General features: G+C 73.0%; 20 protein-coding genes and 1 pseudogene. 6 read left to right on the top strand and 15 right to left on the bottom strand.

The window, feature by feature from the left end:
• Position 1: 1 nt before the first annotated feature.
• The 6 genes and pseudogenes from O7617_RS15705 to O7617_RS15680 all read right to left on the bottom strand — a co-directional run bounded on the left by O7617_RS15705 (position 2) and on the right by O7617_RS15680 (position 7,183).
• Entirely contained in the window at positions 2 to 898 is an 897-nt protein-coding gene (locus O7617_RS15705; protein WP_282264753.1) for a prenyltransferase/squalene oxidase repeat-containing protein, read from the bottom strand.
• Positions 899 to 1,104: 206 nt separating this feature from the next.
• Positions 1,105 to 2,353 (bottom strand): annotated as a pseudogene (gene moeZ / locus O7617_RS15700) (adenylyltransferase/sulfurtransferase MoeZ).
• 56 nt (positions 2,354 to 2,409) lie between these two features.
• Positions 2,410 to 3,150 carry a DUF3152 domain-containing protein gene (locus tag O7617_RS15695; protein ID WP_282264425.1) on the bottom strand — a complete coding sequence of 247 codons (741 nt, stop codon included), beginning with the start codon at positions 3,148 to 3,150 and terminating at the stop codon, positions 2,410 to 2,412.
• A gap of 177 nt (positions 3,151 to 3,327) precedes the next feature.
• Positions 3,328 to 4,185: a DUF3152 domain-containing protein gene (locus O7617_RS15690; protein WP_282264424.1), complete on the bottom strand. Its 858-nt coding sequence runs from the start codon at positions 4,183 to 4,185 to the stop codon at positions 3,328 to 3,330.
• A 5-nt stretch (positions 4,186 to 4,190) separates the two neighbouring features.
• Positions 4,191 to 5,165 carry an alpha/beta hydrolase gene (locus tag O7617_RS15685; RefSeq protein WP_282264423.1) on the bottom strand — a complete coding sequence of 325 codons (975 nt, stop codon included), beginning with the start codon at positions 5,163 to 5,165 and terminating at the stop codon, positions 4,191 to 4,193.
• Positions 5,166 to 5,188: 23 nt separating this feature from the next.
• A complete protein-coding gene (locus O7617_RS15680) occupies positions 5,189 to 7,183 on the bottom strand; it encodes a hypothetical protein (RefSeq protein WP_282264752.1) in 1,995 nt (664 codons plus the stop codon).
• A gap of 1,319 nt (positions 7,184 to 8,502) precedes the next feature.
• On the opposite strand from O7617_RS15680, the gene O7617_RS15675 reads away from it, so the two are divergent.
• Entirely contained in the window at positions 8,503 to 9,141 is a 639-nt protein-coding gene (locus O7617_RS15675) for a TetR/AcrR family transcriptional regulator (RefSeq protein WP_282264422.1), read from the top strand.
• A 64-nt stretch (positions 9,142 to 9,205) separates the two neighbouring features.
• A complete protein-coding gene (locus O7617_RS15670) occupies positions 9,206 to 9,433 on the top strand; it encodes a DUF3107 domain-containing protein (RefSeq protein ID WP_030329796.1) in 228 nt (75 codons plus the stop codon).
• Positions 9,434 to 9,536: 103 nt separating this feature from the next.
• Here the strand turns inward: O7617_RS15670 and O7617_RS15665 are convergent, their stop codons facing one another.
• Complete coding sequence (locus O7617_RS15665) at positions 9,537 to 10,187, bottom strand: ferritin-like fold-containing protein (RefSeq protein ID WP_282264420.1); 651 nt, start codon at positions 10,185 to 10,187, stop codon at positions 9,537 to 9,539.
• A 284-nt stretch (positions 10,188 to 10,471) separates the two neighbouring features.
• On the opposite strand from O7617_RS15665, the gene O7617_RS15660 reads away from it, so the two are divergent.
• A complete protein-coding gene (locus O7617_RS15660) occupies positions 10,472 to 12,148 on the top strand; it encodes a DEAD/DEAH box helicase (RefSeq protein ID WP_282264418.1) in 1,677 nt (558 codons plus the stop codon).
• Positions 12,149 to 12,234: 86 nt separating this feature from the next.
• A complete protein-coding gene (locus tag O7617_RS15655; RefSeq protein WP_282264416.1) occupies positions 12,235 to 13,380 on the top strand; it encodes an SAM-dependent methyltransferase in 1,146 nt (381 codons plus the stop codon).
• A 185-nt stretch (positions 13,381 to 13,565) separates the two neighbouring features.
• On the opposite strand, the gene O7617_RS15650 is transcribed toward O7617_RS15655, so the two are convergent.
• A complete protein-coding gene (locus tag O7617_RS15650; protein ID WP_282264415.1) occupies positions 13,566 to 13,985 on the bottom strand; it encodes a hypothetical protein in 420 nt (139 codons plus the stop codon).
• Between the two features lie 246 nt (positions 13,986 to 14,231).
• On the opposite strand from O7617_RS15650, the gene O7617_RS15645 reads away from it, so the two are divergent.
• Positions 14,232 to 14,648: a helix-turn-helix domain-containing protein gene (locus tag O7617_RS15645; protein WP_088987517.1), complete on the top strand. Its 417-nt coding sequence runs from the start codon at positions 14,232 to 14,234 to the stop codon at positions 14,646 to 14,648.
• 195 nt (positions 14,649 to 14,843) lie between these two features.
• Here O7617_RS15645 and O7617_RS15640 read toward each other — a convergent pair whose 3' ends face one another.
• The 3 genes from O7617_RS15640 to O7617_RS15630 all read right to left on the bottom strand — a co-directional run bounded on the left by O7617_RS15640 (position 14,844) and on the right by O7617_RS15630 (position 20,036).
• Positions 14,844 to 15,770, bottom strand: a complete 927-nt coding sequence (locus O7617_RS15640) for a hypothetical protein (RefSeq protein ID WP_282264751.1) — start codon at positions 15,768 to 15,770, stop codon at positions 14,844 to 14,846.
• A 340-nt stretch (positions 15,771 to 16,110) separates the two neighbouring features.
• Positions 16,111 to 18,231, bottom strand: a complete 2,121-nt coding sequence (locus O7617_RS15635) for a RecQ family ATP-dependent DNA helicase (RefSeq protein WP_282264409.1) — start codon at positions 18,229 to 18,231, stop codon at positions 16,111 to 16,113.
• A gap of 59 nt (positions 18,232 to 18,290) precedes the next feature.
• Complete coding sequence (locus O7617_RS15630) at positions 18,291 to 20,036, bottom strand: AfsR/SARP family transcriptional regulator (RefSeq protein WP_282264407.1); 1,746 nt, start codon at positions 20,034 to 20,036, stop codon at positions 18,291 to 18,293.
• A 142-nt stretch (positions 20,037 to 20,178) separates the two neighbouring features.
• On the opposite strand from O7617_RS15630, the gene O7617_RS15625 reads away from it, so the two are divergent.
• Positions 20,179 to 21,000 (top strand): hypothetical protein, encoded by an 822-nt coding sequence (locus O7617_RS15625; RefSeq protein WP_282264405.1) that lies wholly within the window; start codon positions 20,179 to 20,181, stop codon positions 20,998 to 21,000.
• A 130-nt stretch (positions 21,001 to 21,130) separates the two neighbouring features.
• Here the strand turns inward: O7617_RS15625 and O7617_RS15620 are convergent, their stop codons facing one another.
• The 4 genes from O7617_RS15620 to O7617_RS15605 are packed head-to-tail and all read right to left on the bottom strand — an operon-like array spanning position 21,131 to position 24,634.
• Positions 21,131 to 22,234: a branched-chain amino acid ABC transporter permease gene (locus O7617_RS15620; protein WP_282264404.1), complete on the bottom strand. Its 1,104-nt coding sequence runs from the start codon at positions 22,232 to 22,234 to the stop codon at positions 21,131 to 21,133.
• Positions 22,231 to 23,121, bottom strand: a complete 891-nt coding sequence (locus O7617_RS15615) for a branched-chain amino acid ABC transporter permease (RefSeq protein ID WP_282264403.1) — start codon at positions 23,119 to 23,121, stop codon at positions 22,231 to 22,233. Before O7617_RS15615 ends, O7617_RS15620 begins: the two co-directional genes overlap by 4 nt.
• A complete protein-coding gene (locus tag O7617_RS15610) occupies positions 23,121 to 23,891 on the bottom strand; it encodes an ABC transporter ATP-binding protein (protein WP_282264402.1) in 771 nt (256 codons plus the stop codon). Before O7617_RS15610 ends, O7617_RS15615 begins: the two co-directional genes overlap by 1 nt.
• Positions 23,891 to 24,634 (bottom strand): ABC transporter ATP-binding protein, encoded by a 744-nt coding sequence (locus O7617_RS15605; RefSeq protein WP_282264400.1) that lies wholly within the window; start codon positions 24,632 to 24,634, stop codon positions 23,891 to 23,893. The genes O7617_RS15610 and O7617_RS15605 overlap by 1 nt, the downstream gene beginning before the upstream one ends.
• Positions 24,635 to 24,637: the final 3 nt, after the last annotated feature.

Genomic DNA, 24,637 nt, shown 5'->3' with positions numbered 1-24,637 from the left:
GTTACGCGGCGGATCCGGCCGTCGCGGGCCGGGCGGCTCGGATCGCGGCCAGTGTGGCGTGTACGTCGAACTGGTGGCCGTCGTCGCTCTCCCAACCGCCGTCGCTGCGCTGTGTCTCGGCCAGCCGGCGCAGCGCCCGCACCATGATCCAGTCCTGCGGGTCGACGCCGGCCCGGCGCAGCGTGGCCGCCAACCACGCCACGTTGCCCGGGGACATCTTCGGCATCCGTTCGGCGAGCACCACCTGGATCCGCGCCGACTCCTGGAACATCTCCTGCCGGTGCAGTACTGCCGCGCTCAGCCAGCCTGCGGCGAGGAACGACGGCCAACTGCCGTCCGGGCGCAGCCGCGCGGCGAGCGAGTGGGCCGCCGCCTGCACCACCCCGGCGTACGCCCCACCGACCCGGTGGTCCAGCGGGCCCGAGGCTCGGGCATCCAGGCCGGCCACAGTGAGCCAGAAACCGGCGTTGGCGGACACGAGGAACCCGGCCTCCGGATCGCCCGGCCGGGCCCACTCCGGCGCCGAGTCGGCCAACGACGCGTCCTCTTCCCAACCGCCGTCGGCCTGCTGCCGGGACGCCAGCCAGTCCAGCGCCCGTCGGGCTGCGGGACGGCCGAGCGCGCCCAGGTCGTCCAGTTCGGCGAGCCGGAAACAGGTGGCGTCGATCGAGGCGATCGGGCCGCCCCAGGTGGCCGGCCAACCGCCATCCGGTGACTGGCCGACCTCGGCCGTCTCCAGCAACTCGGCGGGCACGGGGGTGCCGTTGCGCAGCCAGGAGAGGCGGGCACGTTCCACCGCATCCCCATGCGCCACGACGAACCCGATCGCGGCTTCCAAGTCGACCACGGCGGAGACGCTACCTGCGCAGACGCGATGCCGCCTCAGAGAATCGGCCAGCCCGAACTGGCTGCGTCGCTCCGACCGTCGGGCTGCTCGGCGTCATCTGCGTCGATTTGCAAGGGCGGAAGCGTGGCCCAGGGCGGACGGCGCGGCGCAGGCCGGCAGCGCGGCGCGGCGTGGGCCGGGGCGGCGCGACAGGGCCGGCGCAGCGCAGGCCCGGGGCGGGCCGGGGCGGCGGTGTTCGGCCGCCCCGACCCGTTCGGTCAGTACGCGGGCAGCGACGGGTCGATCTGCTTGATCCAGGAGAGCACGCCGCCCTGCACGTGCACGGCGTCCCGGAAACCGGCCGCCTTGAGCGCCGCGAGCGCCTCCGCCGAGCGGACGCCGGACTTGCAGTGCAGCACGATCTGCCGGTCCTGCGGCAGCTTCGCGAGGGCCTCGCCGGAGATGATGTCGCCCTTGGGGATCAGGGTGGCGCCGGGAATCCGGACGATCTCGTACTCGGCGGGCTCCCGCACGTCGACCAGGAAGATGTCCTTGCCGGCGTCCTGCCACTCCTTGAGTTCCAGGGCGGTGATGGTCGAGTCGACCGTCGCCTCCTGGGCCTCCTCGGAGACCGCGCCGCAGAAGTCCTCGTAGTCTTCCAGCAGGTCGGTGACCGTCGGGTTGTCGCCGCAGAGCACGCAGTTCGGGTCCTTGCGAACCTTGATCTTGCGGTATTCCATCTCCAGGGCGTCGTAGACCATCAGACGGCCGACCAGGGGCTCACCGATGCCGGTGAGCAGCTTGATCGCCTCGTTCACCTGGATCGAGCCGATCGACGCGCAGAGCACACCCAGCACGCCACCCTCCGCGCAGGAGGGGACCATGCCGGGGGGCGGCGGCTCCGGGTAGAGGCAGCGGTAGCAGGGGCCGTGCTCGGCCCAGAACACCGACGCCTGGCCGTCGAAGCGGTAGATCGAGCCCCACACGTACGGCTTGCCGAGCAGCACCGCCGCGTCGTTGACCATGTAGCGGGTGGCGAAGTTGTCGGTGCCGTCGACGATCAGGTCGTACTGGGCGAAGATCTCGCGGACGTTCTCCCGGTCGAGCGCGGTGTTGTGGATCTCCACGGTGACCAGCGGGTTGATCTCGCGGATCGACGCGGCGGCGGACTCGGCCTTGGACCGGCCGATGTCGGACACGCCGTGGATGACCTGGCGCTGCAGGTTCGACTCGTCGACGGTGTCGAAGTCGATGATGCCGAGCGTGCCGACCCCGGCCGCGGCGAGGTACAGCAGGGCGGGCGACCCGAGGCCACCCGCGCCGACACAGAGCACCCGGGCGTTCTTGAGCCGCTTCTGCCCGGCCACCCCGACATCCGGGATGATCAGGTGGCGTGAATAACGGCGGATCTCGTCAACGGTCAGCTCGGCGGCGGGTTCGACGAGCGGGGGCAACGACACGGTGGACTCCCCGGGATCGGCGGCGTGAACCGCGCCATTGTCGCTCGCGCAGACCCCCCTCGGCCATGAGGGACGACACGTGGTCCGCGATGCGGGAGCGGGAATAACCGACGATGCGGCCGATCAGGGGACGATGTCACCGGCGTAGCGTCGGCCGTCGAGGTAGGGCCAGGCGTTGGCGACGCACCCCTCCAGGCCGTACGTCTGCTGCTGCATGACGGGGGCGGGCTCGCCCGGCTCGGGACAGGCCTCGTGTTGCTCGCCGAACTCGTGACCGACCTCGTGGTTGATCACGTACGTCCGGTAGGTGTCCAGCGAGGCACCGTAGTCGGGGACCGCCTCCATCCAGCGGGCCAGGTTGATGATGACCTGACCGGGCAGGCGGCAGGAGGTGTACTGCTCCGTGGTCAGCCCACCCTCGGCGCACATCCGCTCGGAGGTGACAGGCGTGGCCAGGTAGATGGTGAAGTCGGCGGCCCCGGCGTCGGCGACCCGCTGCACCCGCAGCTCGCCCGAGCCGATCCAGCTCCGTGGGTCGGCCAGCACCTCGTCCACTCGGGTGGCGAACGCCTGGGCGTCCTGGCCGGTGCCGCGTTCGACGACGACCCGGTACCGCCGCAGCGGCCCGTCCGTGCCGTGCACGGGCGTCTCGCCGTCGGCCGCCGCGAAGCGTCCCGCCCCGACCGACGGGTAGCCGGTCGGCGCCGGATGCGCCGCACCGCCGCCGCGACCCGTACCGCCCTGGGTGGTGACGGCGGGAGTGACCGCTGCCGGCTCGCCGTCGCCCCCGGCCAGCGGCACACCGATGGCGGCGGTGAGCACGAGCAGGCCGAGCAGCAGGGTACGGCGACGTCGCCGATGCATCAGGGCCAGCGTGGGACGCACGTACGCCGACCGGCCCGAGGGGTCGGGCGGCTGGGGTGGGCCGTATCGGGACGACGGCGTCATGACGTCGAGCCTGCCAGATTATTCGGGCATTTCTCCGTTTTCGCCGCTATTACCGCAAGACGCCTGATGGAGGGGTGGCAGACGGCGTGTCGCTCAGAGGGCCGGGCCGGTGTACCGGCGCCCGTCGACGTACGGCCACGGGTTGGCCCGGCACCCGTTCAGGAAGAGCGTCTGCTGCATCATCACCGGCGCCGGCCGGCCCGCACCCGGGCAACGCTCGTGCCGGTGCCCGAGTTGGTGACCCACCTCGTGGTTGACCACGTACGTCCGGTAGACCTCCAACGGCACCCCGGCGGAGACGAAGTGCGGCACGGACAGCCGCCACCGATCCAGATTGATGATCACCTGACCGGGCGCGCGACAGGACGTGTAGGGCCGACCCCCGACCCGGATGTCCACTCCCCCGTCCGCGCACATCCGACCCGCCGTGCGGGCGGTCGCCAGGTAGACGGTGAAGTCGCGCGGCGCACCCCCCGGCACCTGTTGCAGCCGCAGTCGGCCGCTGTCCACCCAACTGCCCGGCCCGGCGAGCGCCGTCTGGACCGCCACCGCGAAGTCGGCGGCGTCCTCGTCGCTGCCGGACTCCACCGCGACCCGGTAACGCCGCAGCTCACCCGCTCGCCCCAACACCGGGCCGGAGCGGGCGTCGTACCCGAAATCGCCGGTGCCGGCGCTCGGAACCGCACCGGGCATCCGCAGCACCGGGGGCGCCGGGCTGGACGGGACCACCGCGGAGGGCGACGGGCTCACCGACGGCGGCAGCGGCGCGGCCACCAGCGGCGGCACCGTGGAGATCTCGTCGGCGGCCAACCGTTCGGCGCCGGGGTGCCCACCCGGCCCCTCCGCGATCACGGCCACCGCCGCGCCCACCGCCAGCACCACCGCGACCAACTGGGCGAAGAGCGCGAAGCGTCGCTGACGACGGACCGGGAGGCGGGCTGAGCTGGGCATCCCGGTCAGCCTGCCAGATCGGACCGCCCGGCGGAGTCCCCCGTTTCGGCGAGCAGGCCGACCACCGCCCTGGCCACCAGCCGGGGCACCTCCAACTGCGCCACATGCCCGACGCCGTCGAGCATCATCAACCGGCTGTCGCGGATGACCCGCGCGGTCTGCGGCGCGACCCGCACGTCGACCAGACGATCCTGTCGACCGCCCACCACCAACGTCGGTGCGCGTACCGCCTCCGCGAGCCGCCACAGCGACCCCGGCCCCGGCAGGTACGACCGCAGGAAGCTGGAGACCAGACCACGGAACGTCCGGACGTACGCGGCCGCGTAGTGGTCCGCCTCGTAGCGGATTCGGATCTCCTCCAGCGCCTCGGCCCGGCGCTGGTCGCAGATCCGGCTGAGATCGGCGACGCACGCCTCCAACACCTGCTGGGCCATCACCTCGGGAGGGAGCTGGGTGAGCCGCCGGGCGACCAACCGTTCGCCACGCGGAATGGCGAGCACCGGCAGCATCCGCCCCTGCAACGAACGACGGAAATCCAGAAACGGCAGAGCCGGGGAGATCAGGGTGAGCGTACGGACCAGATCCGGCCGGAGCCCGGCCACCTGGACCGCGACCGCCCCGCCCAGCGAGTTGCCGAACAGGTGCACCGGACCCCGGTCGGAGTGCTCGATCCAGCGGACGACGAGGTCCGCGAACGCCGGGATCGTGTAGCGGGGCCCCGGCTCGCTGCGACCGAAGCCGGGCAGGTCGATGGCCTGCCCGTCCAGCCGGTCGGCCAGCAACCCGGCCAGGTCCGTCCAGTTCTGCGACGACCCGCCGAGCCCGTGCACGTACAGCGCCGGCTCCGCGCCGGCCGCCGTGGCCGGCGTGTCCCGTACGTACGTGACCAGGCCGTCGAGGCGGACCTCCCGGCCCGGCCACGGCGGCGGAACACGGTCGTCGGGGAGCAGGTGGTCCGGCCAGAGGGTGGCACGTCTCATCGTTCCAGTCTGCCCCGGACCACTCAGGACAGCAGCGCCTCCAGCCGACGGTTCACCGCTGCCAGCGTCGCCCGGACCACGGCCTGCCGGGGATCACCGGCGACCAGAGCCGAACCGGCGAGCTGCTCGACCCAGCCCTCGCAGACGAGGAGCGCCACCACAGTGGCCACCTCACAGTTGCCGAACGGCACCACCGCCGCGTGCTCGACGAAGCAGCGCCCCCGATCGGCGTTGTCGGCGCCGCGCAGCAACTCGTCGACAGCGGCGGCCGCCGCCACCGCGCAGAGCCGCAACACGTAGCCGTCCACCGCCGGCCCGGTCGCGTACCCGGAGGCGCTCTCGCCCCCGGCCAGCAGCCGGACCTCCACGTTCGCGTCCAGGCCGAAGGTGCTGACCTGCACGTGGTCGATCACCACCCGCGGCCCCGGCGCGCCGCCCGTCTCCAACGGCCGGGACGGCGCCGACTCCGTCGTGGTCACCTGACCACCGGAGTACGACGTGCCGAGCGTCGCCGGGCTGCCGGTGGCGGCACCGGCCGGTGCGGCCGAGACCGAACCCGGCTCCTCGACGGTGGCGCGACCCCGGTGCGGCGCGTTCGACCGGCGGCGGCGCGAGGTCTCCGTGCCCGGTCGCTGCTCCGGGCCCGTCGGCGCGGCCTGCACCCGACCGCCGGACGGTCGGCCACCCGACGTCGACTCGGCCGCCCGGGCCTCACCGTCACGCGGGTCGGCACCGGCGTCGCGCGTCTGGGAATCCGGGGTACGCCGTTCGGCGACCCGAGGCTCGGCCACGCGACGGCGGACCGGCGGGGGCGGCGTGCTGGGCAGGCCGGGCACGTTCTGCGGGGCGGCGGCCAGCCCCATCCGATCCTGGAGCAGCCGAGCCACCTGTCGGCTCACCTCGGCCGGGTCGGCACCGTCGGCGAGGTCCAGTCGCAGGCTGTGCGCCCCGGCCGGGGTACGCCGCAGCGCGGCGTCGCGGACACCCGCCACCTCCCGAACGGCGTCCAGGATCGCGTTGACGTCGAACCCCTCGGGGCGCTCCCGCAGCGGTGCCGGCTCGTCGTCGCGGCGAAGGTGCGTCGCGATGCGCGCGAGTTCCGGGGTTTCGGCCGGCGGGTCCACGGCTGGCGGCTCCGGCACGACAGGCACGTCCGGCTCTGCGGGGACGCGCTGCGGCAGCACCGCTTTCGGGTCCGACTGCCGGTCGTCGTCGGCGGACGACGCCGGGTCGGGCGCGGATCGGCGCGCCGCGTAGGAAGAGGGGGGCGCTGGGGCGGGCCGGTCGCGGGGTTCGGGCCCGTTCGCCGACGGTGGCGTCACCCCCGACGAGGAGGACCTGACGTCGGTGCTCGACGGCACGTTCGTCGGCGCGGAGGGGCGCTGCGAGTCGACGGGGCCGGGCGGCTCGGGCGCAGCCGGGCGCAGCCGGAACGGCCCAGTCGGCCGGACCGGGCTGCCGGGAGTCTCGTCGTCACCCCCACGCGGCGACGTGGCCGACTGGATCGCCGCCCACGACGGACGCTCGACCGGGGCGGCGGGAATCCGCCCCTCGGACCAGTCCGGACGCTCCTCATGGTTGGGCTTCGGTGAACCGCCGGCCCAGGAGGGGCGTTCCGCCACCAGCGGTGGACCCGCCGGAGCCGGCGGCGGGTCGGCCGACGTCGGAGGTGCCCCCGCCGGCGCGGGAGGTGGCGTGGCGGGCGACGCCGGGTTGGTGGCCCAGGACGGACGCGACGGCGAAGCACTGGTCGGTGCCGGGTCTGACCCTCCGGCCCAGGACGGGCGCGACGGCGAAGCGCCGGTCGGCTCCGGATCGGACCCTCCGGCCCAGGACGGGCGGGACGGCGGAGCGCCGGTCGGCTCCGGATCAGCTCCCGCGGCCCAGGACGGGCGGTCGGCCCGGGACGCACGGGTCGCCCCGGACCCGGCCCAGGACGGCCGGTCGGCCGGCGGACCGCTGGTCGCCGTCGGGCCACCGGCCCAACTCGGGCGCTCGACGGCGGGCGGCGACGACACCGGCGGACCGCTGGTCGGGGACGGGTCCGAGTCGACTGACCGGAGGGGACGGTCGGCAGGTGGGACAGCCGACGGAGCGGCCCAGGACGGGCGGTCCGTCGGCGGCACGCTGGCCGGGTCGGCGGGGCGCTCCGGCACGGACTCAGGTCGGGCGGGGTCGTACCCACGCGGCGAGTCGGCGCGCACCGGCTCGTACGGGCGGGACGACTCGGCCCGCACCGGCTCGTACGGCTGGACCGGCTCGGCGACCCAGCCCGGCGCGGACTCGTCGCGCGTCGGCGGAACGTCCGGATCGTCGGACTGACGGGACCACTGTGGCGCCCAACCGCGGTCCCAGCTCGGCCCCGACCAGTCCGGCTCGACCGTCGGCGGCTCCCCGCCTCGGTGCGTGTCTCCCGGGTGGGGGCCCTCGGCGGCGTCGGCGTGCCCGACCGGCCCGGGCGCACGTCCCGGTGCGGTCGGATGCTCCGGGGTGAGCGGTTCGCGCCAGTCGCGTGGCGTGGCCGACGGGTCGTCGGCGGCGAGGCGTTCCCCGATCGGCGCGTGGAAGCCGGGCGGCACCTCGAAACCCGACGCGGCGGTGCCCACTGGCGGCACCTGGACCGCCGGCGGTGCCGAGGTGGGTGGCCCGGGCTCGGCCCAGCGGGCGCGGTGCGCGGCGGTCGGATCGGCGGACCGTTGACCGGTGCCCGTGTCGGGCTCGCCCGCGCCCTGCTCCGCCGGAGGGGCGGGACGTTGGGCGGGCACCACCAGCCGGTCGCTGGGCTGCTCGGACCGCCCGTCGCTGGGCAGCCCGGGTGGTGCGCTCACCGGTGTGGGACGGCCCACCGTCGGTTCGAGACCGGGGCGACGGACGCCGTTGGCGTCCTCCGGGTGGTGCACACCGTTGGCGTGATGACCATTGACCCGGCCCGGCGGCTCCGGGTCACCCGGCGGCTCGGCCAGCGGCGGCGGAAGGTCACCGTGCCGCTTCGAGGAGGTGCGCCAGCCGGACGCCGGGTCGGGCTGCCAGCGCGGCGCCTGCTCCCGGGCGTCCTCACGGTCGGCGGCGCGAGGCCACCCACCCGCCTGAGGCGCCCACCCACTGACGGGACGGCTCGGGTCGTCGTGCTGACCCGCTCCGTCACCGTGTTCTCCCGGGGTGGCGGCTCCGGGTTGCCCTGTTTCACTCACCGCGCGCTCCTTGGTCGCCCCCGCTGAGGCTACCGTGTGCCGAGAGTGGCGATAAGTTACAGCGGCGGGGCATTTCCGCGACTGTGGTCGGTGACCTCGCCGGTCGGGGAAAAATGCCGGCTCGTACGGAGAACTCGGAGGATCCCATGACCGCTGCGGGGAACGGTGCACAGACCGCTGGCCGGCCCACCCGCCTGCCCCGCTCCGCGCGTCGTAAGCAGCTTCTCGCTGCGGCGCAGGAGGTGTTCGTCGCGCAGGGCTACCACGCCGCCGCGATGGACGACATCGCCGAGCGGGCCGGGGTGTCGAAGCCGGTGCTTTACCAGCACTTTCCCGGAAAGATGGACCTCTACCTGGCATTGCTCGACACGCACTGTGACGCCATCGTCGCCAAGGTGCACGAGGCGATGCGTGGCACCAGCGACAACAAGGAACGGGTCAGCGCGTCGGTACGCGCGTACTTCGACTTCGTCGACCACGAGAGCGAGGCGTTCCGGCTCGTCTTCGAGTCGGACCTGCGCAACGACCCGGCGGTGCGGCAACGGGTGGAACGGGTCGAGCAGGGCTGCATCGCGGCGATCACCGACACGATCATCTCGGACACCGGGGTGAGCCGGGCGCACGCCGAACTGCTCGCCTCCGGGCTGGTCGGTGCGGCGGAGACGGCCGCCCAGTTCTGGCTGGCCGGCGGCCGGCAGGTGCCGAAGGCCGAGGCCGAGGCGTTGGTGGCCGCGCTGTCGTGGCGGGGGATCGCGAGCTTCCCGCTGCAAGGTGAGTCAGCCTGACCGCCGGGCCCGTGATCGGATAGCCTTCGCAGGGCGGTTCCATCGCCCCAGTTGAGGAGGCACAGTGGAGGTCAAGATCGGCGTGCAGTACGCGCCGCGCGAACTGGTACTGGACAGCGCGCAGTCGCCGGCCGAGATCGAGCAGATCGTGACCGACGCCTTCGCCGGCAACGGCGGCACGCTCTCCCTGACCGACGAGAAGGGCCGGCGGGTCATCGTTCCGGTCGAGAAGGTCGCCTACGTCGAGATCGCCGAGGCGTCGCCCCGCGCGGTCGGTTTCACCGTCCGCTGACCGGTCCGGCCATCGCGGCAGGTCGGCGTCCGGCCCGCCTGCCGCGGGCCGGCTCCGGCCCCGACCGCCGCAGGGCCACCCCGCCCCCCGTTCGCCCGGTCGGTCAGTTGTTCAGCCCGGCGGCGGCCATCCGCGTGGTGTGCGCGGCGGTGAGCCGGCCGAACAGCCCGGGCACGTCGACCCGGTCATCCCGCGCGACCAGCGTGGTGAGTGCGGCCCGCTCGGCGGCGACGCGGCTCGCCTGGGACAGCGCCTCGCCGACCAGCCGCCGCGCCCACATCGAGAGCCGACCGGCCACCCTCGGGTCGTCGGCGACTGCCGCCCGGATCTCGGTCGCGGCGAATTCGGCGTAACGGGAGTCGTGCAGGACGTCGAGCACCAGTGCCCGGTCCGGCTCCTCCAACACGTCGGCGATCTCCCGGATGAAGTCGTCGGTGACGGCGTCACCGACGTACGCCTTGGTGACCACCTCCGCCCAGTCCCGAGGCTCGGTCGAGTCGTGGTACGCCTGCAGCGGCTGGACGTAGGGGGCCATCGCGGCCTCCGGCGGCACACCCAGCGCGTCGAGGCGGTCGGCGAGACGCCGGTAGTTGACGATCTCGGCGGCGGCCATCTCGTTCAGCGCGGCTCGTCGGCGCAGGTCGGGGGCGAGCCGGGCATCACCGGCCATTCGTTCGAAGGCGAGCAGCTCCCCGAAGGCGACCAGGCCCAGCAGGTCGGCGACGGCGGGACCGGGGGTGGTCGGCGTGGACACGAGCGCAGGTTACCCCGTACCCGAACACCCGAAGTTGTGTGACGTAGGTCACATTTACTTGCCCCGCGTGGCGAGTGGCCGGATGGGAATCGGGACGGGGGCATGCCTGTTCAGGTAGCATGGAGCAGTTGCCGTGGGCGCCGATCTGATCGAAGCTCAGCCCGCGGCGCGCGTGCGGCCCGGTCCGGCTCGGCAGTCTGCCGCCGACCGTGTGGCCCGCGTCATACCGAACGCGCCCTGAGGACATGACGGGCGCACCCACGAGAGGGCACCCCCACATCCAGATGAGCGAGTTGACTCAAGATCTGATGGACGGCCAGGAACTGGCCCCCACCGCCCCGGTTCGACCGGAGGCCCCCACGTTCGCCGCACTCGGCGCCCGTGCCGAGACCGTCGAGGCCCTGGCCGCGGCCGGCATCACCCGCGCCTTCGCCATCCAGGAGTACGCGATCCCGATCGCGCTGCGCGGCGTCGATCTGATCGGCCAGGCCCCCACCGGCACCGGCAAGACCCTCGGCTTCGGCGTACCCCTGTTGGATCGGGTTTTCGCGCCGGGCGAGGGAGGCGACGGCGTCCCGCAGGCGCTGGTCGTCGTCCCCACCCGTGAGCTGGGCATCCAGGTCGCCAAGGACCTGGCCGCCGCCGGCCGGACGCGCGGCGTCCGGGTGCTGCCGATCTACGGCGGCGTGGCGTACGAGCCCCAGATCGACGCGCTGCGCAAGGGCGTGGAGATCCTGGTCGGCACCCCCGGCCGGTTGATGGACCTGCAGAAGCAGAAGCACCTCCGTCTGGACCGGGTGCACGCGCTCGTCCTGGACGAGGCCGACCGGATGCTCGACCTGGGCTTCCTCGACGACGTCGAGAAGATCCTCGCGATGCTTCCGGAAGACCGGCAGACGATGCTCTTCTCGGCCACCATGCCGGACCCGATCGTCACCCTGTCCCGGCGCTTCCTGCGCCAGCCGATGACGATCCACGCCGGGCACACCGCCGAGACCGGCCCGTCGCCGCAGACCCAGCAGCTCGTCTACCGCACCCACTCGATGAACAAGGTCGAGGTGGTGGCGCGCATCCTCCAGGCGGAGGGGCGAGGGCTGACCATGATCTTCACCCGTACCAAGCGGGCCGCCGACCGGGTCGCCGAGGACCTCGACTTCCGCGGGTTCGCGGTCGCCGCGGTGCACGGTGACCTCGGCCAGGGTGCTCGTGAGCGCGCCCTGCGCGCCTTCCGCGCCGGCAAGATCGACATTCTGGTCGCCACCGACGTGGCGGCCCGAGGGTTGGACGTCACCGGCGTCACCCACGTGATCAACTACGACTGCCCCGAAGACCAGGACACCTACACCCACCGGATCGGTCGTACCGGCCGGGCCGGCGCGACGGGTGTCGCGGTGACCTTCGTCGACTGGGACGACATGCCGCGCTGGCGCATCATCGACAAGACCCTCGGTCTGGAGATGCCGGAGCCGCCGGAGACGTACCACACGTCGCCGCACCTCTACACCGACCTGCACATCTCCACCGAGGTCAGCGGCACGCTGCCCACGGCCGAGCGCACCCGGGCCGGGCTGGCCGCCGAGATCGAAGAGGACCTGGGTGGCACGACCCGCTCCCGTCGGGGTGACGGCGGCGGTCGGGGCTCCCGTCGCGGTGAGGGCCGTGGCGAGCGCCGTGGTCGAGGTGACAGCCGTCGCGGCCGCTCCGACGCCGACACCGCGACCACCGCCGAGGCACCCGCCGGCGACGCCGCCGACGAAGGCACCCGTACCCCCCGCCGCCGGCGTCGCCGCCGGGCCGGCGAGGTGGTCGCGGGCGAGGCGACCACGGTGATCGCCGCCGAGCCCGGTGCCACCGAGCCGGCCGCCGCATCCGACGGCGAGCCGTCGAAGCCCCGCCGCCGCCGGCGTCGCCGTGGTGGCGGTTCCGGTGCGGGTACGCCGGCCGAGGCGACCGCCGACTGACCGACTGCCACACCTGACATCCCCCGCACCGCCCCGCGCGGTACGGGGGATGTTCCCTTCCCACCCCGCCTGCCGAAGATGGAACGATGCCGGAACCACTGGACGCCGCCCTGACCGAGGTCCGGGCGCTGCTACTCGACCCCGCGCTGACCCGGGCGGTCGCCGCCGGACGACGCCGTGGCCACCGCCCCTCCGTGGTTCGGGCCGAACTGCGGCCGGTGACGCTCAAGGCCGGGCCCCGCATCCAGATCGCCACGTCGGACGGCGCTCGCCCGTACACCCGCAACGTCGCCCCCGGCGCGGAGGCCGCCGTGGCGGTCGACGAACTGCTGGCCGAGCCGTTCGGTAACTGGCACGTGGAGACTGCCGACGCGACGCTGCAACTGCGGGTGACCAAGTCCGGCGAGGCGCAGGTACACCGGGCCGCGACCACCCGCGTCGCGGCCACGCCCAGCGGAAACGACCGGGCCAAGGACTACCTGCTGGACCCGGGCGACCCGATCTTCGCCGAGATCGGCGGCTCGGCGGCCAAACGCCGCCAGGTGGACGCGTTCCTGCGGGCCCTGGCCGCGACCCTGCCCGACGACCTGACCGGCCCGCTGCGGGTCGTCGACCTGGGCTGCGGCAACGCCTACCTGACGTTCGCCGCGTACCGCTACCTGACCGGCCGAGGGCTGGACGTGCACCTGGTCGGCGTGGACGTCCGCGAGGACCAGCGGCAGCGCAACACCGAGCTGGCGCAACGGCTGGGCTGGGCCGACCAGGTCAGCTTCGTGGCCGGCACCATCGCCGACGCCGTCGTCGACCCCGCACCCGACCTGGTGCTGGCGCTGCACGCCTGCGACACCGCCACCGACGAGGCGCTGGCCCGCGCGGTGCGATGGGACGCCCGCTGGGTGCTGGCCGCCCCGTGCTGCCACCACGACCTGGCGAAGCAGCTCCGCGCCCAGCCGACCCCGTCCCCGTACGAGCTGCTGACCCGGCAGGGCATCCTGCGTGAGCGCTTCGCCGACGTGCTCACCGACGCGCTGCGCGCCGGATTGCTGCGAGTCCACGGATACCGGGCCGAGGTGGTGGAGTTCGTGGACTCCCAGCACACGCCGCGCAACCTGCTGATCCGTGCCCGTCGTACCGGTGGTGGGCAGACCGAGGCGCAGCGGGCGGAGTACCGCGAGCTGGTCGACCAGTGGCAGGTCACACCTCGGCTGGAGACCCTGCTCTCCGGCGAGTAGGGGCTGTTACATAAGGGCGGTCGAGCCGAGTTCATAGGGGCGGGCGAACCGAGGCGGAGTCCGGGCGGCGATCCGGCAAGACGCGGTCGCGTTCGGATACCGGCGTCGTATCCGGATGCGACCACAACGCCACCGGGCGTAGTCCGGGCCCGCCGGCTCTTGTGAAACAGCCCCTGGGAACGCCCCTAACGGCGGCGGTCGCTACGGTCGCGGGCGCCCCCGTCGAGGACGGACACCCGGTCGGTGCCGGACCGATGGTTGTCCCCCGGGGCGGTCGGGAACGGAACGACCTTGCCCGCGCTCTCGGCGTTGCCGGCCGCCGCGAAGGCGTTCCAGGAGATGTCCACCAACAGCTTCTTGATCTCGGCGTGCCGGGTGGCCGCGTTGTGTTGCAACGCCATCCGGGCACCCAGCACGACACCGACAAGCGTCGTGGTGATCGCGCCGGTGGCGGCCAACACGTGCAGACCGGTCGCGGAACCGGTGCGGAGCACCAGGACCAGCAGCCAGATCCAGAACCCGGCAGCGAAGACGCCGGCCTTGGCGACGAAGAAGAGACTCACCGCACCGGGCTGGTACGGCTGGGGGCGGCTCGGGTCGGCCATGGTGCTCCTCGGCGGTGGTGCGGTCGGACGTCGGCAGGCGAAGGACGCCAGGCCGGGACGGGCACGAGCTTAGTGGAACAACGATGATGATCGCTCGATGCAGGTTCCGGTCCGCATCATGCTGCCGGAGAAAAGTCTCATCCACGGGACAGTTTGTGCGGTCAGTCAATTGTTTCCGCCGCTGGGCGTACTACCCTCGGAAGGCGCATCGTCCCGTGCTCCGGCAGGAGGGGAAGTCACACAGGGATGGCATCAGCCGACGTATCACCGCAGATGGCCTTCGCCCGCTTCGTCCGGCGCGCCATCGATGACGCCCGCGACGAACGCGGCTGGACCGTGACCGATCTTGCCTCGCACACGGGCGTCGGTCGCTCCACCGTGTTCCGCTGGCTCGCGGGTGACTGGCAGGACTATCCCGAACTCGCCAAGGTGCGCGGCTTCTGCGCCGCACTGGATCTGCCGGTCGCGGCAGCCTTCCGCGCGCTCGGGCTACCCGACGCCGGCCCCACGCCCCGACGACGTCACGACGACGGCCCGGTCGAGGCCGACGTCCGCGCCATCCTGGATCGGCTGGCCGACCCCACGGTCCCCGCCGAGGAGAAGCACCACATCCGGGACCTGCTCCGCTACCTCGCCCGCCGCCCCATCCGCCGCGCCGGCTGACCCCGCGCCCCGCGCCCCAGATCCTCACAACATCGGCGATGTTGCTGCCTCAGACACGCGGGACACAGCAACATCCCCGATGTTGCGCGGATCTCCCGGTGAAGAACACTCCGGTGCCGGCAGGCACGACGTCAGGGATGACCGACACGACTCCGACTCCAAACGGGGCCGGGGCTGGGAGGCACCCAGCGGGCTTTAGGGGACGGTTCGGGTGAACTCGGCCGTGTGGACGGTGGGGCCTACCTGGAAGTCGAGGTAGAGGCGGTAGCGACCCGGGCCGGGGACGGTCAGCCAGAACTTGACCTGGCCGTCGACCAGTTCCGGCTCCGGGTGCACGTGCAGGTAGCCGAGGTCCCCCTCGCGCAGTGCCACCAGGTGCCCGTACGCACCGAGGTAACGCTCCAGCCGGGCGGCACCGTCCGCGCCGTCGATTCGGAAGGTCAGGGGCACCGTCGTCCCGGCCTGCGGGGTGCCCTGGTAGCCGACCGCGAACCCCTCGACAGTCGTCGAGGTGGCCGGCTCCGGCAGCGGACGGGGTTGGTAGTCACCCGGCACGACCAGGTCCGTGCCGAGGGTCACCGCGGTCTGCGCGCCGTTGTCCGCGACGACTGTGAAGTCGGCGTACGCGCGCCAGACGCCGGGCTGGGCCAGGGTCAACGGCACCGACCAGGTGCCGTCGGCCGCCATGGTCGGGTGCAGGTGCTGGTAGCCGGTCAGGTCCCGGCGGACGACGATGAGGTGCATCGGTTTGTCGTGCACGACGGCGAAGCGGGTGACCGGTCGGCGTTGCACGTCGCGTACCTGGAAGCGGAGCTGTCCGGGGCGACCGGCCGCGAACTCGGTGGACGACGGCACCAGGGTGAGCCCGGCCGAGCTGACCGCCAGGCCACCCGGCTCGGTGGGCGCGCCCTGGTCGGTGCCCGTGGCGGCGCCGTGGTTGTGCGGGCCGACGCCGGGTGGGTCGCTGTGTTCGGCGGCCAGCGAAGGCGCGCCGGTGGTGGTGCCGCCCTCGTTCAGCCGGCCGAGACCGAAACCGAGCAGGACCGCCAGCACCAGCCCGCCGACCACCAGTGCCAGCCGGAGTGTGGCTCGGTCCGGCGCGGCCGAGACCTCGTCAGGCAGCGGCGCGGCCGAGACCTCGTCGGACACCGGCACGGCGGAGACCTGGTCAGGCACCGCCGACGCCCAGCACGTGAACCGCCTGGTCGGCGGCGGTCCGGCCCGCGACGGCGCGGGTGTCGGGCTGCTGGTCGGTCATGCCGCCCACGGTACCGTCGCGCCGGGCCGACCCGGACCGACGCCCGGACGGCGTGGCGACCATCGCATTCGACGCCGCCCGGGAACTTCTCCACGACCGGCACCTGAGCGAGCCGCCGCGCGACCACCACACCACCGCGCGATCACCGAGCCGCTACGCGGGAACTTGTCCACCGACCGGCACCGAAGCGAGCCGCCGCGCGGGTCACCCGGCGACGGCCAGGGCGAGCGGGAGCACGTCCGGTGCACCGGCCCGGCGCAGTGCCCGCGCCACGAGCGTCATCGTCCAACCCGAGTCGATCAGGTCGTCGACGAGCAGCACCGGGCCGTCCAGGCCGGCCAGCGCGTCGGCCAGATCGGTCGGCACGGTGAAGGTGTCGTGCAGCGCGCGTACCCGTTGGGCGCTGTTGCCGCGCGGCCCGCCTGGGCCGCCCGCACCGGCCGGTGTGACCTGCCCGAGGAGCGGCAGCCGGCCCACGGCGGAGATCCGCTCGGCGAGCGACCCGACCAGCCGGGGCCGCCGCCGGGAGCCGACCGCGACCACGGCCACCGGACGGCGGGGCCACGGGTCGTCGCCGTGCGCCCACGCCTTCAGCACCTCCACCACGGCCGCGGCCACGTCGTCGGGCACCGGCCTGTCGGCCGCCTCCGCGCCGACGAGATCCCGCAGTCGACCACCCCAACCCAGGTCGGAGAGACGCCCGACGGCCCGGCCCGGCAGGGCCTGCTCCGCGGGGGCGATCCGGCCCTTGAGGGGTACGCCCACCGCGTCGAGCCCGGTCGGCCAGAGCTTCTTCGGGGCGATCTCCACACCGGGTCGGCCCAGGAAGGTCTGCGCGGCGGCGAGAGCGGCCGTCGACACGTCGGCGGCGAAGAGGGGCTCGGCGCACCTGTCGCAGCGGCCGCAGTCGACCGCCCCGGTGTCGTCCAGGCGTTCCCGTAGATACCGCATCCGGCAGTCGGACGTGGTCGCGTACTCCCGCATGGCCTGTTGCTCGACGGTGCGCGCCTCGGCGACGCGGCGCAACCGGGCCTCGTCGTAGGTCCAGGGCTCGCCGGTGGCGAGCCAGCCACCGCGCACCCGACGGACCGCGCCGTCCACGTCGAGCACCTTGAGCATCAGTTCCAGGCGGGCCCGGCGCAGGTCGACGAGGGGTTCGAGGGCCTGGGTGGAGAGCGGGCGGTCGGTCTGCAGGGCGGCCAGCACGGCCCGGACCTGCTGCTCCGGCGGGAAGGCCAGGGAGGCGAAGTATCGCCAGATCGCGGCGTCCTCGACGCCGGGCAGCAGCAACACCTCGGCGTGCTCCACGGCGCGACCGGCGCGGCCGACCTGCTGGTAGTACGCGATGGGCGAGGGCGGTGCGCCGAGGTGCACGACGAAGCCCAGGTCGGGCTTGTCGAAACCCATGCCGAGCGCGCTGGTGGCGACCAACGCCTTGATCTTGTTGTCGAGCAGGTCCTGCTCCGCGGCCCGCCGGTCGGCGTCGTCGGCCTGCCCGGTGTACGACGCCACCGGGTAGCCCCGGGAACGCAGGAACTCGGCCGTCTCCCCCGCCGCCGCCACGGTCAGCGTGTAGATGATGCCGGAGCCGGGCAGCTGGTCCAGGTGGTCGGCGAGCCAGGCCAACCGGTGCGCCGGGCTGGGCAGGTCGAGCACCCCGAGGCGCAGCGACTCGCGGTCCAGGGTGCCGCGCAGGACGAGGGCGTCGCCCAACTGCTCGGCGACGTCCTGGGTGACGCGGGAGTTGGCGGTGGCGGTGGTGGCCAGCACCGGCGTGCGCTCGGGCAGCTCGGCGAGGAACGTGCGCAGCCGCCGGTAGTCCGGCCGGAAGTCGTGCCCCCAGTCGGAGACGCAGTGCGCCTCGTCGACCACCAGCAGCCCGGTGGTCGCGGCCAGCTTGGGCAGTACGCCGTCGCGGAAGTCCGGGTTGTTGAGCCGTTCCGGGCTGATCAGCAGCACGTCGACGGCCCCGGACTGGATCTCGGCGGTGATCTCGTCCCACTCGTCGAGGTTCGCCGAGTTGATCGTGCGGGCCCGGATGCCCGCCCGGGCGGCCGCCTCGACCTGGTTGCGCATCAACGCCAGCAACGGCGACACGATCACCGTCGGGCCGTGCTCTCCGCCGTCCCTCAGCAGCGCTGTCGCCACGAAGTAGACAGCCGACTTGCCCCAACCGGTGCGCTGCACGCAGAGCACCCGCCGCCGGTCGACGACGAGCGCCTCGATGGCCCGCCACTGGTCCTCGCGCAGCCGGGCATGGTCACCGGCGAGCCGGCGCAGCACCGCCTCGGCCCGCTCCCGTACCGCCGCTCGATCGTGGCTCATCCGGCATTTCTACCAGGAGTGGGGGACGGCCCGGCCCGTCGCGCCCGGTGCCGGTCGCCTCACTCGACCCGGCCGGGTGGGGCGGGCACGGCCGGCGGGGGAAGGAAGATGAGCAGCTCGCGCAGGGAATCAGTGAGCGCCGGTGGGAGGAGGCAGCGGGCCGCCAGGTCCTCCATCGAGCCGAACGGCCCACGAAGCCACCGGTCCATCACCACCTGCCGCGCCTGCCCGGCGGTGACCCCGGGCAGCTCGGCGATCGTCCGTTCCTGGACCGCGTTGACATCCACCAGGCCACCGTCGTCGAAGGTGCGGGGCAGGTCGGGGCGGCCGATGTGCAGCTCCTGCCGCGCCGCCGGGTAGTGGTACAGCAGGTAGCGGGCCTGCTCACGGCGGACCCGACGGTCGTCCACCACCGGCTCGGACGACCCCCCGATCCGGTTCGTGAGGGCCGACCAGATCGCGCCGTTGAGCAGGATCGTGTGCAGGACGCCGAGCAACCAACCGAGCAGCCAGGCCAGGATCAGGACACCCTCGGCGTCGGTCACCTCCTCCGAGTCGCCGCTACCGAGTACGCCGATGAAGGTGACCGACAGCGCCAGGTACGCCACGGCGAAGAGCCCGTTGCGCCAGCTCCGCCGCCAACTGGCGTAGACCAGCACCACCAACCAGGTGAGGAGACCGAAGGAGAACACGGCGGTGAGGGTGCCGACGATCGTCGAGGTGACACTCAGCCAGCGCGGCACCGAGTGCGCCGAGGTGTCCCGGGATGAGTGCCGGTCCCTGGGCGCCCAGGGCGGAGACGGGACAGGCTGCGGGGCGGGCATCGGGCCGGTCAGGCCAGGCGGCGCGGGCGGGTTCGTCGGCGCGGGCGGGCTGATCGGTGCGGGCGGGCTGGCCGGCGCGGCTGGGTTCGTCGGCGCGGCCGGGCTCGTCGGCTCGGGTGAGCCAGTCGGCGCCGGTGGGCTGATCGGTGCGGGCGGGCTGGGGGTCGGTAGGGGGCGGGGCGACTCCGGCTCACCCGGCGGCTCCGCCACCACGAGGGTCGGGTCGGAGCGGAGGATGCGCCGGTGCAGTTCCTGGAGCGGCTCGCCCGGTCCGATGCCGTGCTCCTCCCGGAGCAGGTCAGCGAACTCCCGGTAGGCCGCGAGCGCCTCCGCCTGCCGCCCACTGCGATAGAGCGCCAGCATGAGCTGGTGCCGCAGTCGTTCCCGGACCGGGAACTCGGCCACCAACTCCACCAACTCCCCGACCATCTCCCGGTGCCGGCCGAGATCCAACATCAGGTCGGCCCGGGTCTCCAACCCGACGGCCCGCAGCTCGACCAACCGTTGCCGGGCCGCCTCCAGAGGAGGCCCGGTGAAGCCGCCGAACGGCTCGCCCTGCCAGAGCGCCAGGGCGGTGGCCAGCTCGGTCAGTGCCTCGGTGGCACGGCCCTCGGCCCGCCGCTGCCGGGCGCGGTGGATGCCCCGTTGGAAACGGACCGCGTCGAGCGCGTCCGGATCCACGCGGAGCAGATAACCGGCATCGGTCAGGCCCAACACCTGCCCGGGGGTACGCGGCGAACGGTCCGGCTCCAGCACCCGGCGCAGCCCGGCGACGTACTTCTGCACGACGTTGGGGCCGTTCGCGGGCGGATCCTCCGGCCAGACCGCCTCGATGATCTGCCCGGTGGACACCGGACGGCCCGCGGAAAGCAGCAGCACGGTCAGCACCGCGCGCTGTTTGCCCGGACCGAGGTCGATCTCCCGGTCGGAATACCAGGCCCGCTGAGGCCCGAGGATCTCGAAACGCAGCTGTCCTGACATGCGAGTTTCCGCTCCTGACACCCCCGCGTGCACCGGACGGCAGTGCCCGGCAGCCGGACGGCAGCATATCGGCAGCCGGACGGCCGTGATGGTCCGCAACATCGTCATCGGCAGAAGCCACGCAGCGAGAAAGAGACATGCGATGACACAGGCAACGGGCACCGCCGGCACCTTCGGACGGACGGTCGGCACGATCGCCGCCGTACTGGCCGCGACCACCCTCCTCGGCGGTTGCGGGCCGAAGGACGAGCCCGCCGCGGCACCGCGGAGCGGCCCGAGCGCCAGCCCGACGGTCGATCCGAAGCGGGCGCTCCTCGACGCCGTCCCGGACGGCACCGAGGGGACGTTCCAATTCAGTGGGAAGGACTCCACCAACACGCACACCGGTCGGGTCGACCCCGCGTCGAAGGCTGTCGAACTCAGCATCACCGGCGCGCCGGGCTCCGACGGCATCACCACGAAGATGTCGTTCCTACTCATCGGCGAGGAGGCGTGGCTGAAGGCGAAGTTCAGCGGCAAGCCGGGCCTGCCGAAGTTCCCGGACAAGTGGATGAAGCTGGACCGCACGAAGCTGACCGGCAGCGACACCATCCCGGCCTACGACAGCGCCGACCAGGGCAACGCCGGTCCGCTCATCGAGGCGGCCACCTCGGTGCAGGAGCAGAGCCCCGGCCAGTACGTCGGTGTCGTCGACGTGAGCGCTGGCAACGCGGCCGAGGTGCTGGACGACGGCGAGGCGGCGGCACTCGGCGAAGCCGGTAAGACGGTGCCGTTCACCGCGGTCGTCGACGAGGAGAAGCGCCTGACCTCGCTGACGTTGAAGATCCCCGCCGCCGGCAAGGCGAAGGCGTACGACTACGTCGTCACCTACACCGACTACGGCACCGCACCGAAGATCTCCGTCCCCACCGGCAGCGCCGCCACCAAGGCCCCGGCCATGGCGTACGAGATGCTCAACGGCTGACCCATACGGGCGGGCGGCGGCCACACGGGGGGCCGCCGCCCAATCCCTGTTGATCAAGAGGTTTGCGTCATCGTTCGGCCGAATTCTGACGCAAACCTCTTGATCAACACGGTCAGGGGCGGGGGCGGGGTCAGCGGCGGGGGCGGAGGGCTCGGGTCAGGTGGGCTACGCGGGGGGCCAGGCCCGCCAGGCCGCCGGGGAAGAAGTAGACGGCCAGGATGAAGACCGTGCCCAGGACGAACAGCGGCTGGCTCAACGGGTGACTGAGGACGGCCGGCAGGTTGTCGACGGCGTCGCTGGTGCCGAAGGCGGTGAGCCGGTGGTCCAGGTACATGTAGAGGACACCGCCGAGCACCGGCCCCCACCGGGTGCCCGGCCCGCCGAGCACGACCATGACCAGCAGCGACAGGGTCAGCTCGGAGGACGTGATGTGCGGCGACGCGCCGCCGACGATCAGGACGTAGACCACCCCACCCGTCGACGCCAACCCACCGGCCAGGGTGAACGCGACAAGCTTGTAGCGGTACGGGTCCAACCCGAGCACGCCGATCCGCCGCTCGTCGTCGCGCAGCCCGGCGAGCACCCGACCGGTCGGCGACCCGCTCACCCGGTGCACCACGAAGACCACGAGCGTCAGGTAGGCCAGCGCCAGCCAGTACAGGTTGACGGTGTTGGTCACCCCGACCAGCCCGGCGGGCAGCCCGGACACGTCCAGCGGCAGTCCCTCCTCACCGCCGGTGAGGCCACCGAAGTCGCGGGCCACCAGGATCGCCCCGACCTGCGCGAAGGCCAGCGTGACCATGGCGAACGCGATGCCCACGGTCCGCAGCGCCACCGCGCCGAGCAGCGCGGCGAGGATCGTGCCGCCGGTGACGGTCAGCAGGGCCGCCTGCCACAGCGGCAGGCCGGCCCGGGTGACGAGGATGTCGGTGCCGTAGACGCCGGCGGCGAAGTACAGGGCGTGCCCGAAGGACAGCATCCCGGTCCGGCCGAAGAGCAGGTCGTAACCCGCCGCCAGCCCGCCGAAGATCAGGCAGATGGCGAGCAGTTGCAGGGTGCCGGGCGAGTTGACCGGCCCCTCGAAGATCCCCGGCAGGGAGATCGTCGAGTACGGCAGGATAGCCAGCACCAGCAGCGCTACCAGTGGCAGGAACGGCCGAACCCGGTGCCACCGCCCCCGTTGCGGACTCAGTTCGTCGGGCACCTGCGCCCGAGGCGCGTCGATCACCGTCATGCCGTTGCCACCTTTCCGGCGATGCCCTGCGGGCGCAGCAGCAGCACCACCGCCAGCAGCCCGACCACGCAGATGTCGCCCAGCCCGGACGTGCCGTAGTAGTTGACGAACTGCTGCACCAGCCCGACCACGACCGCCGCGTACGCGGAGCCGACCACCGAGCCCATCCCACCGATCACCACCACGATGAACGCGAAGATCAGCAGTGAGCTGCCCTGACCGGGCGAGACGGTGCCGAAGTAGACGCCGCCGAGCGCCCCGGCGAGCGCCGCCGCCGCCCCGCCGATCGCGAAGACCAGCGTGAACGCCTTCCGCACGTCGATGCCGAGCGCGGTCACCATCTCCCGGTTCTCCACCCCGGCGCGGATCACCAGGCCGTACCGGGTCCAGCGCAGGAACGCCAGGATCGCGCCGAGCACCAGCACCGCCGCGATGATCAGCAGCAGGCCGCCGTTCGGCACCTGCGCGCCGAGGATCCCGGTCACCTGCCGGGTCCAGTCCGGGCGCGGGAACGGTCGAGCGTCCGCACCCCAGGTGGCCTGCAACAGCGCCACCCCGGCCAGCGAGAGGCCGACGGTGACCAGCACCTGCTCGATGGTGCGGGAGTAGAGCGGACGGATCAGCACCAGCTCGACCAGGATCGCCACCAGCGTGCCGGCGACCACCCCGAACGCGACGGCCAGCACGAAGCCGAACCCGTCGGGCCCCGCGCCGGGTAGGTTGCCCGCCGCCCACCAGGTGCCGTACGCGCCGACGCCGAGGAACAGCCCGTGCGCGAAGTTGAGCACGTCGGCCAGACCGAAGACCAGGGACAGGCCGGAGGCGACCAGGAAGTACAGCGCCGCCAGGCCGAGCCCGGTCAACGCCAGGAGAATGACGGTCCCCATCAGTGTGCGTCCTTCCCGGCCAACGGCGCCCGGTCCGACCCGGTCGGGCGGTGCGCCTCGCCGGACCCCACACCCAGCAGCGACTTGGTCAACGCCGTCTCCAACAGCAGCTCGTTGGCGTCGCCGGTCCAGGCCACCCGACCGGCGGCCAGCACCACCGCGTCGCGGGCCAGTCGGCGTACGACGGCAAGGTTCTGCTCCACGAGCAGCACCGGCACCGACTCCGCGACCCGTTCCAGCACCTCGGCCACCTCGGTCACCACCTTGGGCGCCAGCCCCTTCGTCGGCTCGTCCACGAGCAGCAGCCGGTTGTCGTTGAGCAGCACCCGACCGATCGCGAGCATCTGCTGCTGCCCGCCGGAGAGCGAGCCGGCCCGTTGCCGTCCGCGCCGGTCCAGCTCCGGGAAGAGCGCGAAGACCTTGTCGTACGCCGGGCTGGTGCCGCGCCGTTCGGCGAGCCGGAGGTTCTCGGCGACGGTGAGACCGGCGAACACGTCCCGGTCCTCCGGCACGTAGCCGAGCCCACCGCGGACCAGCCGGTGGGTGGGTTGGGTCAGCAGACTCTGCGCGCCCATCCGCATGGTGCCGCGGACCTCCCCGGCGGGCGGGGTGAGCCCGAGGATGGCGCGCAACGTGGTGGTCTTGCCGACGCCGTTGCGGCCGAGCAGAACCGTCACGCCGGTCGGGGCGACAGTGAAGGACACCCCCTGGAGGATGTGCAGCCCGGAGATCCGGACCGACAGCTCCTCCACACTGAGGATCGGTTCCATCAGAGCGACTCCCCCAGGTAGGCCTCTTGCACAGTGGGGTTGGCCATCACCGTCTCCGGGGTGTCACAGGCCAGCAGCGCGCCGTGGTGCATCACGGCGATCCGGTCGGCCAGCTCCAGGATGACGTCCATGTGGTGCTCGACCATCAGCACCGCCCGGCCGCTGTCGCCGGTCAGCGACTTGATGACGGCGACCAGCTCCGGGATGTCCTCGGCGCTGACCCCGGCCATCGGCTCGTCCAGCAGCATCACCCGGGGTTCACCGGCGAGCAGCAGGGCGATCTCCAACTTGCGCTTCTCGCCGTGGGCCAGGGTGCCGGCGAGCGCCGTACCCCGGTGGGAGAGGCCGACCCGGTCGAGCGCCGTGTCGGCGGCGGCGGCGACCTCCCGGTCGGCCGCCGCCCGCCGCCACAGTGCCATCGAGCCCCCGCGGTGCGCCTGCACGGCGAGCCGGACGTTCTCCCGCACGCTGAGCGAGCCGAAGACCGAGGACGCCTGGAAGGTACGGCCCAACCCGAGGCGGGCCCGCCGGTGCGGCGGAAGCGCCCCGATGTCCTGCCCGTCCAGGGTGATCCGGCCCTCCGTGGCCCGGCGCAGGCCGGTGATCAGGTTGAACAGTGAGGTCTTGCCGGCGCCGTTCGGCCCGATGACGCCCAGGAACTCCCCGGGCTCGAGGTCGAGGTAGACGCTGTCGACGATGGCGACCTCACCGATCCGCCAGGTCAGACCGCGGGTGGCGAGCATGGC

Origin of the sequence: Micromonospora sp. WMMD1155 (assembly GCF_029581275.1) — a bacterium.
Classification (GTDB): domain Bacteria; phylum Actinomycetota; class Actinomycetes; order Mycobacteriales; family Micromonosporaceae; genus Micromonospora.
The sequence above is the reverse complement of the archived record's forward strand: the minus strand, read 5'-3'. Positions and strand labels throughout refer to the sequence as shown.

Bases quoted from the DNA above. Each gene is read 5' to 3' on its own strand.
- O7617_RS15695 (WP_282264425.1), bottom strand. From the start codon at position 3,150: ATGCATCGGCGACGTCGCCGTACCCTGCTGCTCGGCCTGCTCGTGCTC.
- O7617_RS15690 (WP_282264424.1), bottom strand. From the start codon at position 4,185: ATGCCCAGCTCAGCCCGCCTCCCGGTCCGTCGTCAGCGACGCTTCGCG.
- O7617_RS15685 (WP_282264423.1), bottom strand. From the start codon at position 5,165: ATGAGACGTGCCACCCTCTGGCCGGACCACCTGCTCCCCGACGACCGT.
- O7617_RS15675 (WP_282264422.1), top strand. From the start codon at position 8,503: ATGACCGCTGCGGGGAACGGTGCACAGACCGCTGGCCGGCCCACCCGC.
- O7617_RS15660 (WP_282264418.1), top strand. From the start codon at position 10,472: ATGAGCGAGTTGACTCAAGATCTGATGGACGGCCAGGAACTGGCCCCC.
- O7617_RS15655 (WP_282264416.1), top strand. From the start codon at position 12,235: ATGCCGGAACCACTGGACGCCGCCCTGACCGAGGTCCGGGCGCTGCTA.
- O7617_RS15650 (WP_282264415.1), bottom strand. From the start codon at position 13,985: ATGGCCGACCCGAGCCGCCCCCAGCCGTACCAGCCCGGTGCGGTGAGT.
- O7617_RS15645 (WP_088987517.1), top strand. From the start codon at position 14,232: ATGGCATCAGCCGACGTATCACCGCAGATGGCCTTCGCCCGCTTCGTC.
- O7617_RS15635 (WP_282264409.1), bottom strand. From the start codon at position 18,231: ATGAGCCACGATCGAGCGGCGGTACGGGAGCGGGCCGAGGCGGTGCTG.
- O7617_RS15630 (WP_282264407.1), bottom strand. From the start codon at position 20,036: ATGTCAGGACAGCTGCGTTTCGAGATCCTCGGGCCTCAGCGGGCCTGG.
- O7617_RS15625 (WP_282264405.1), top strand. From the start codon at position 20,179: ATGACACAGGCAACGGGCACCGCCGGCACCTTCGGACGGACGGTCGGC.
- O7617_RS15620 (WP_282264404.1), bottom strand. From the start codon at position 22,234: ATGACGGTGATCGACGCGCCTCGGGCGCAGGTGCCCGACGAACTGAGT.
- O7617_RS15615 (WP_282264403.1), bottom strand. From the start codon at position 23,121: ATGGGGACCGTCATTCTCCTGGCGTTGACCGGGCTCGGCCTGGCGGCG.
- O7617_RS15610 (WP_282264402.1), bottom strand. From the start codon at position 23,891: ATGGAACCGATCCTCAGTGTGGAGGAGCTGTCGGTCCGGATCTCCGGG.
- O7617_RS15605 (WP_282264400.1), bottom strand. From the start codon at position 24,634: ATGCTCGCCACCCGCGGTCTGACCTGGCGGATCGGTGAGGTCGCCATC.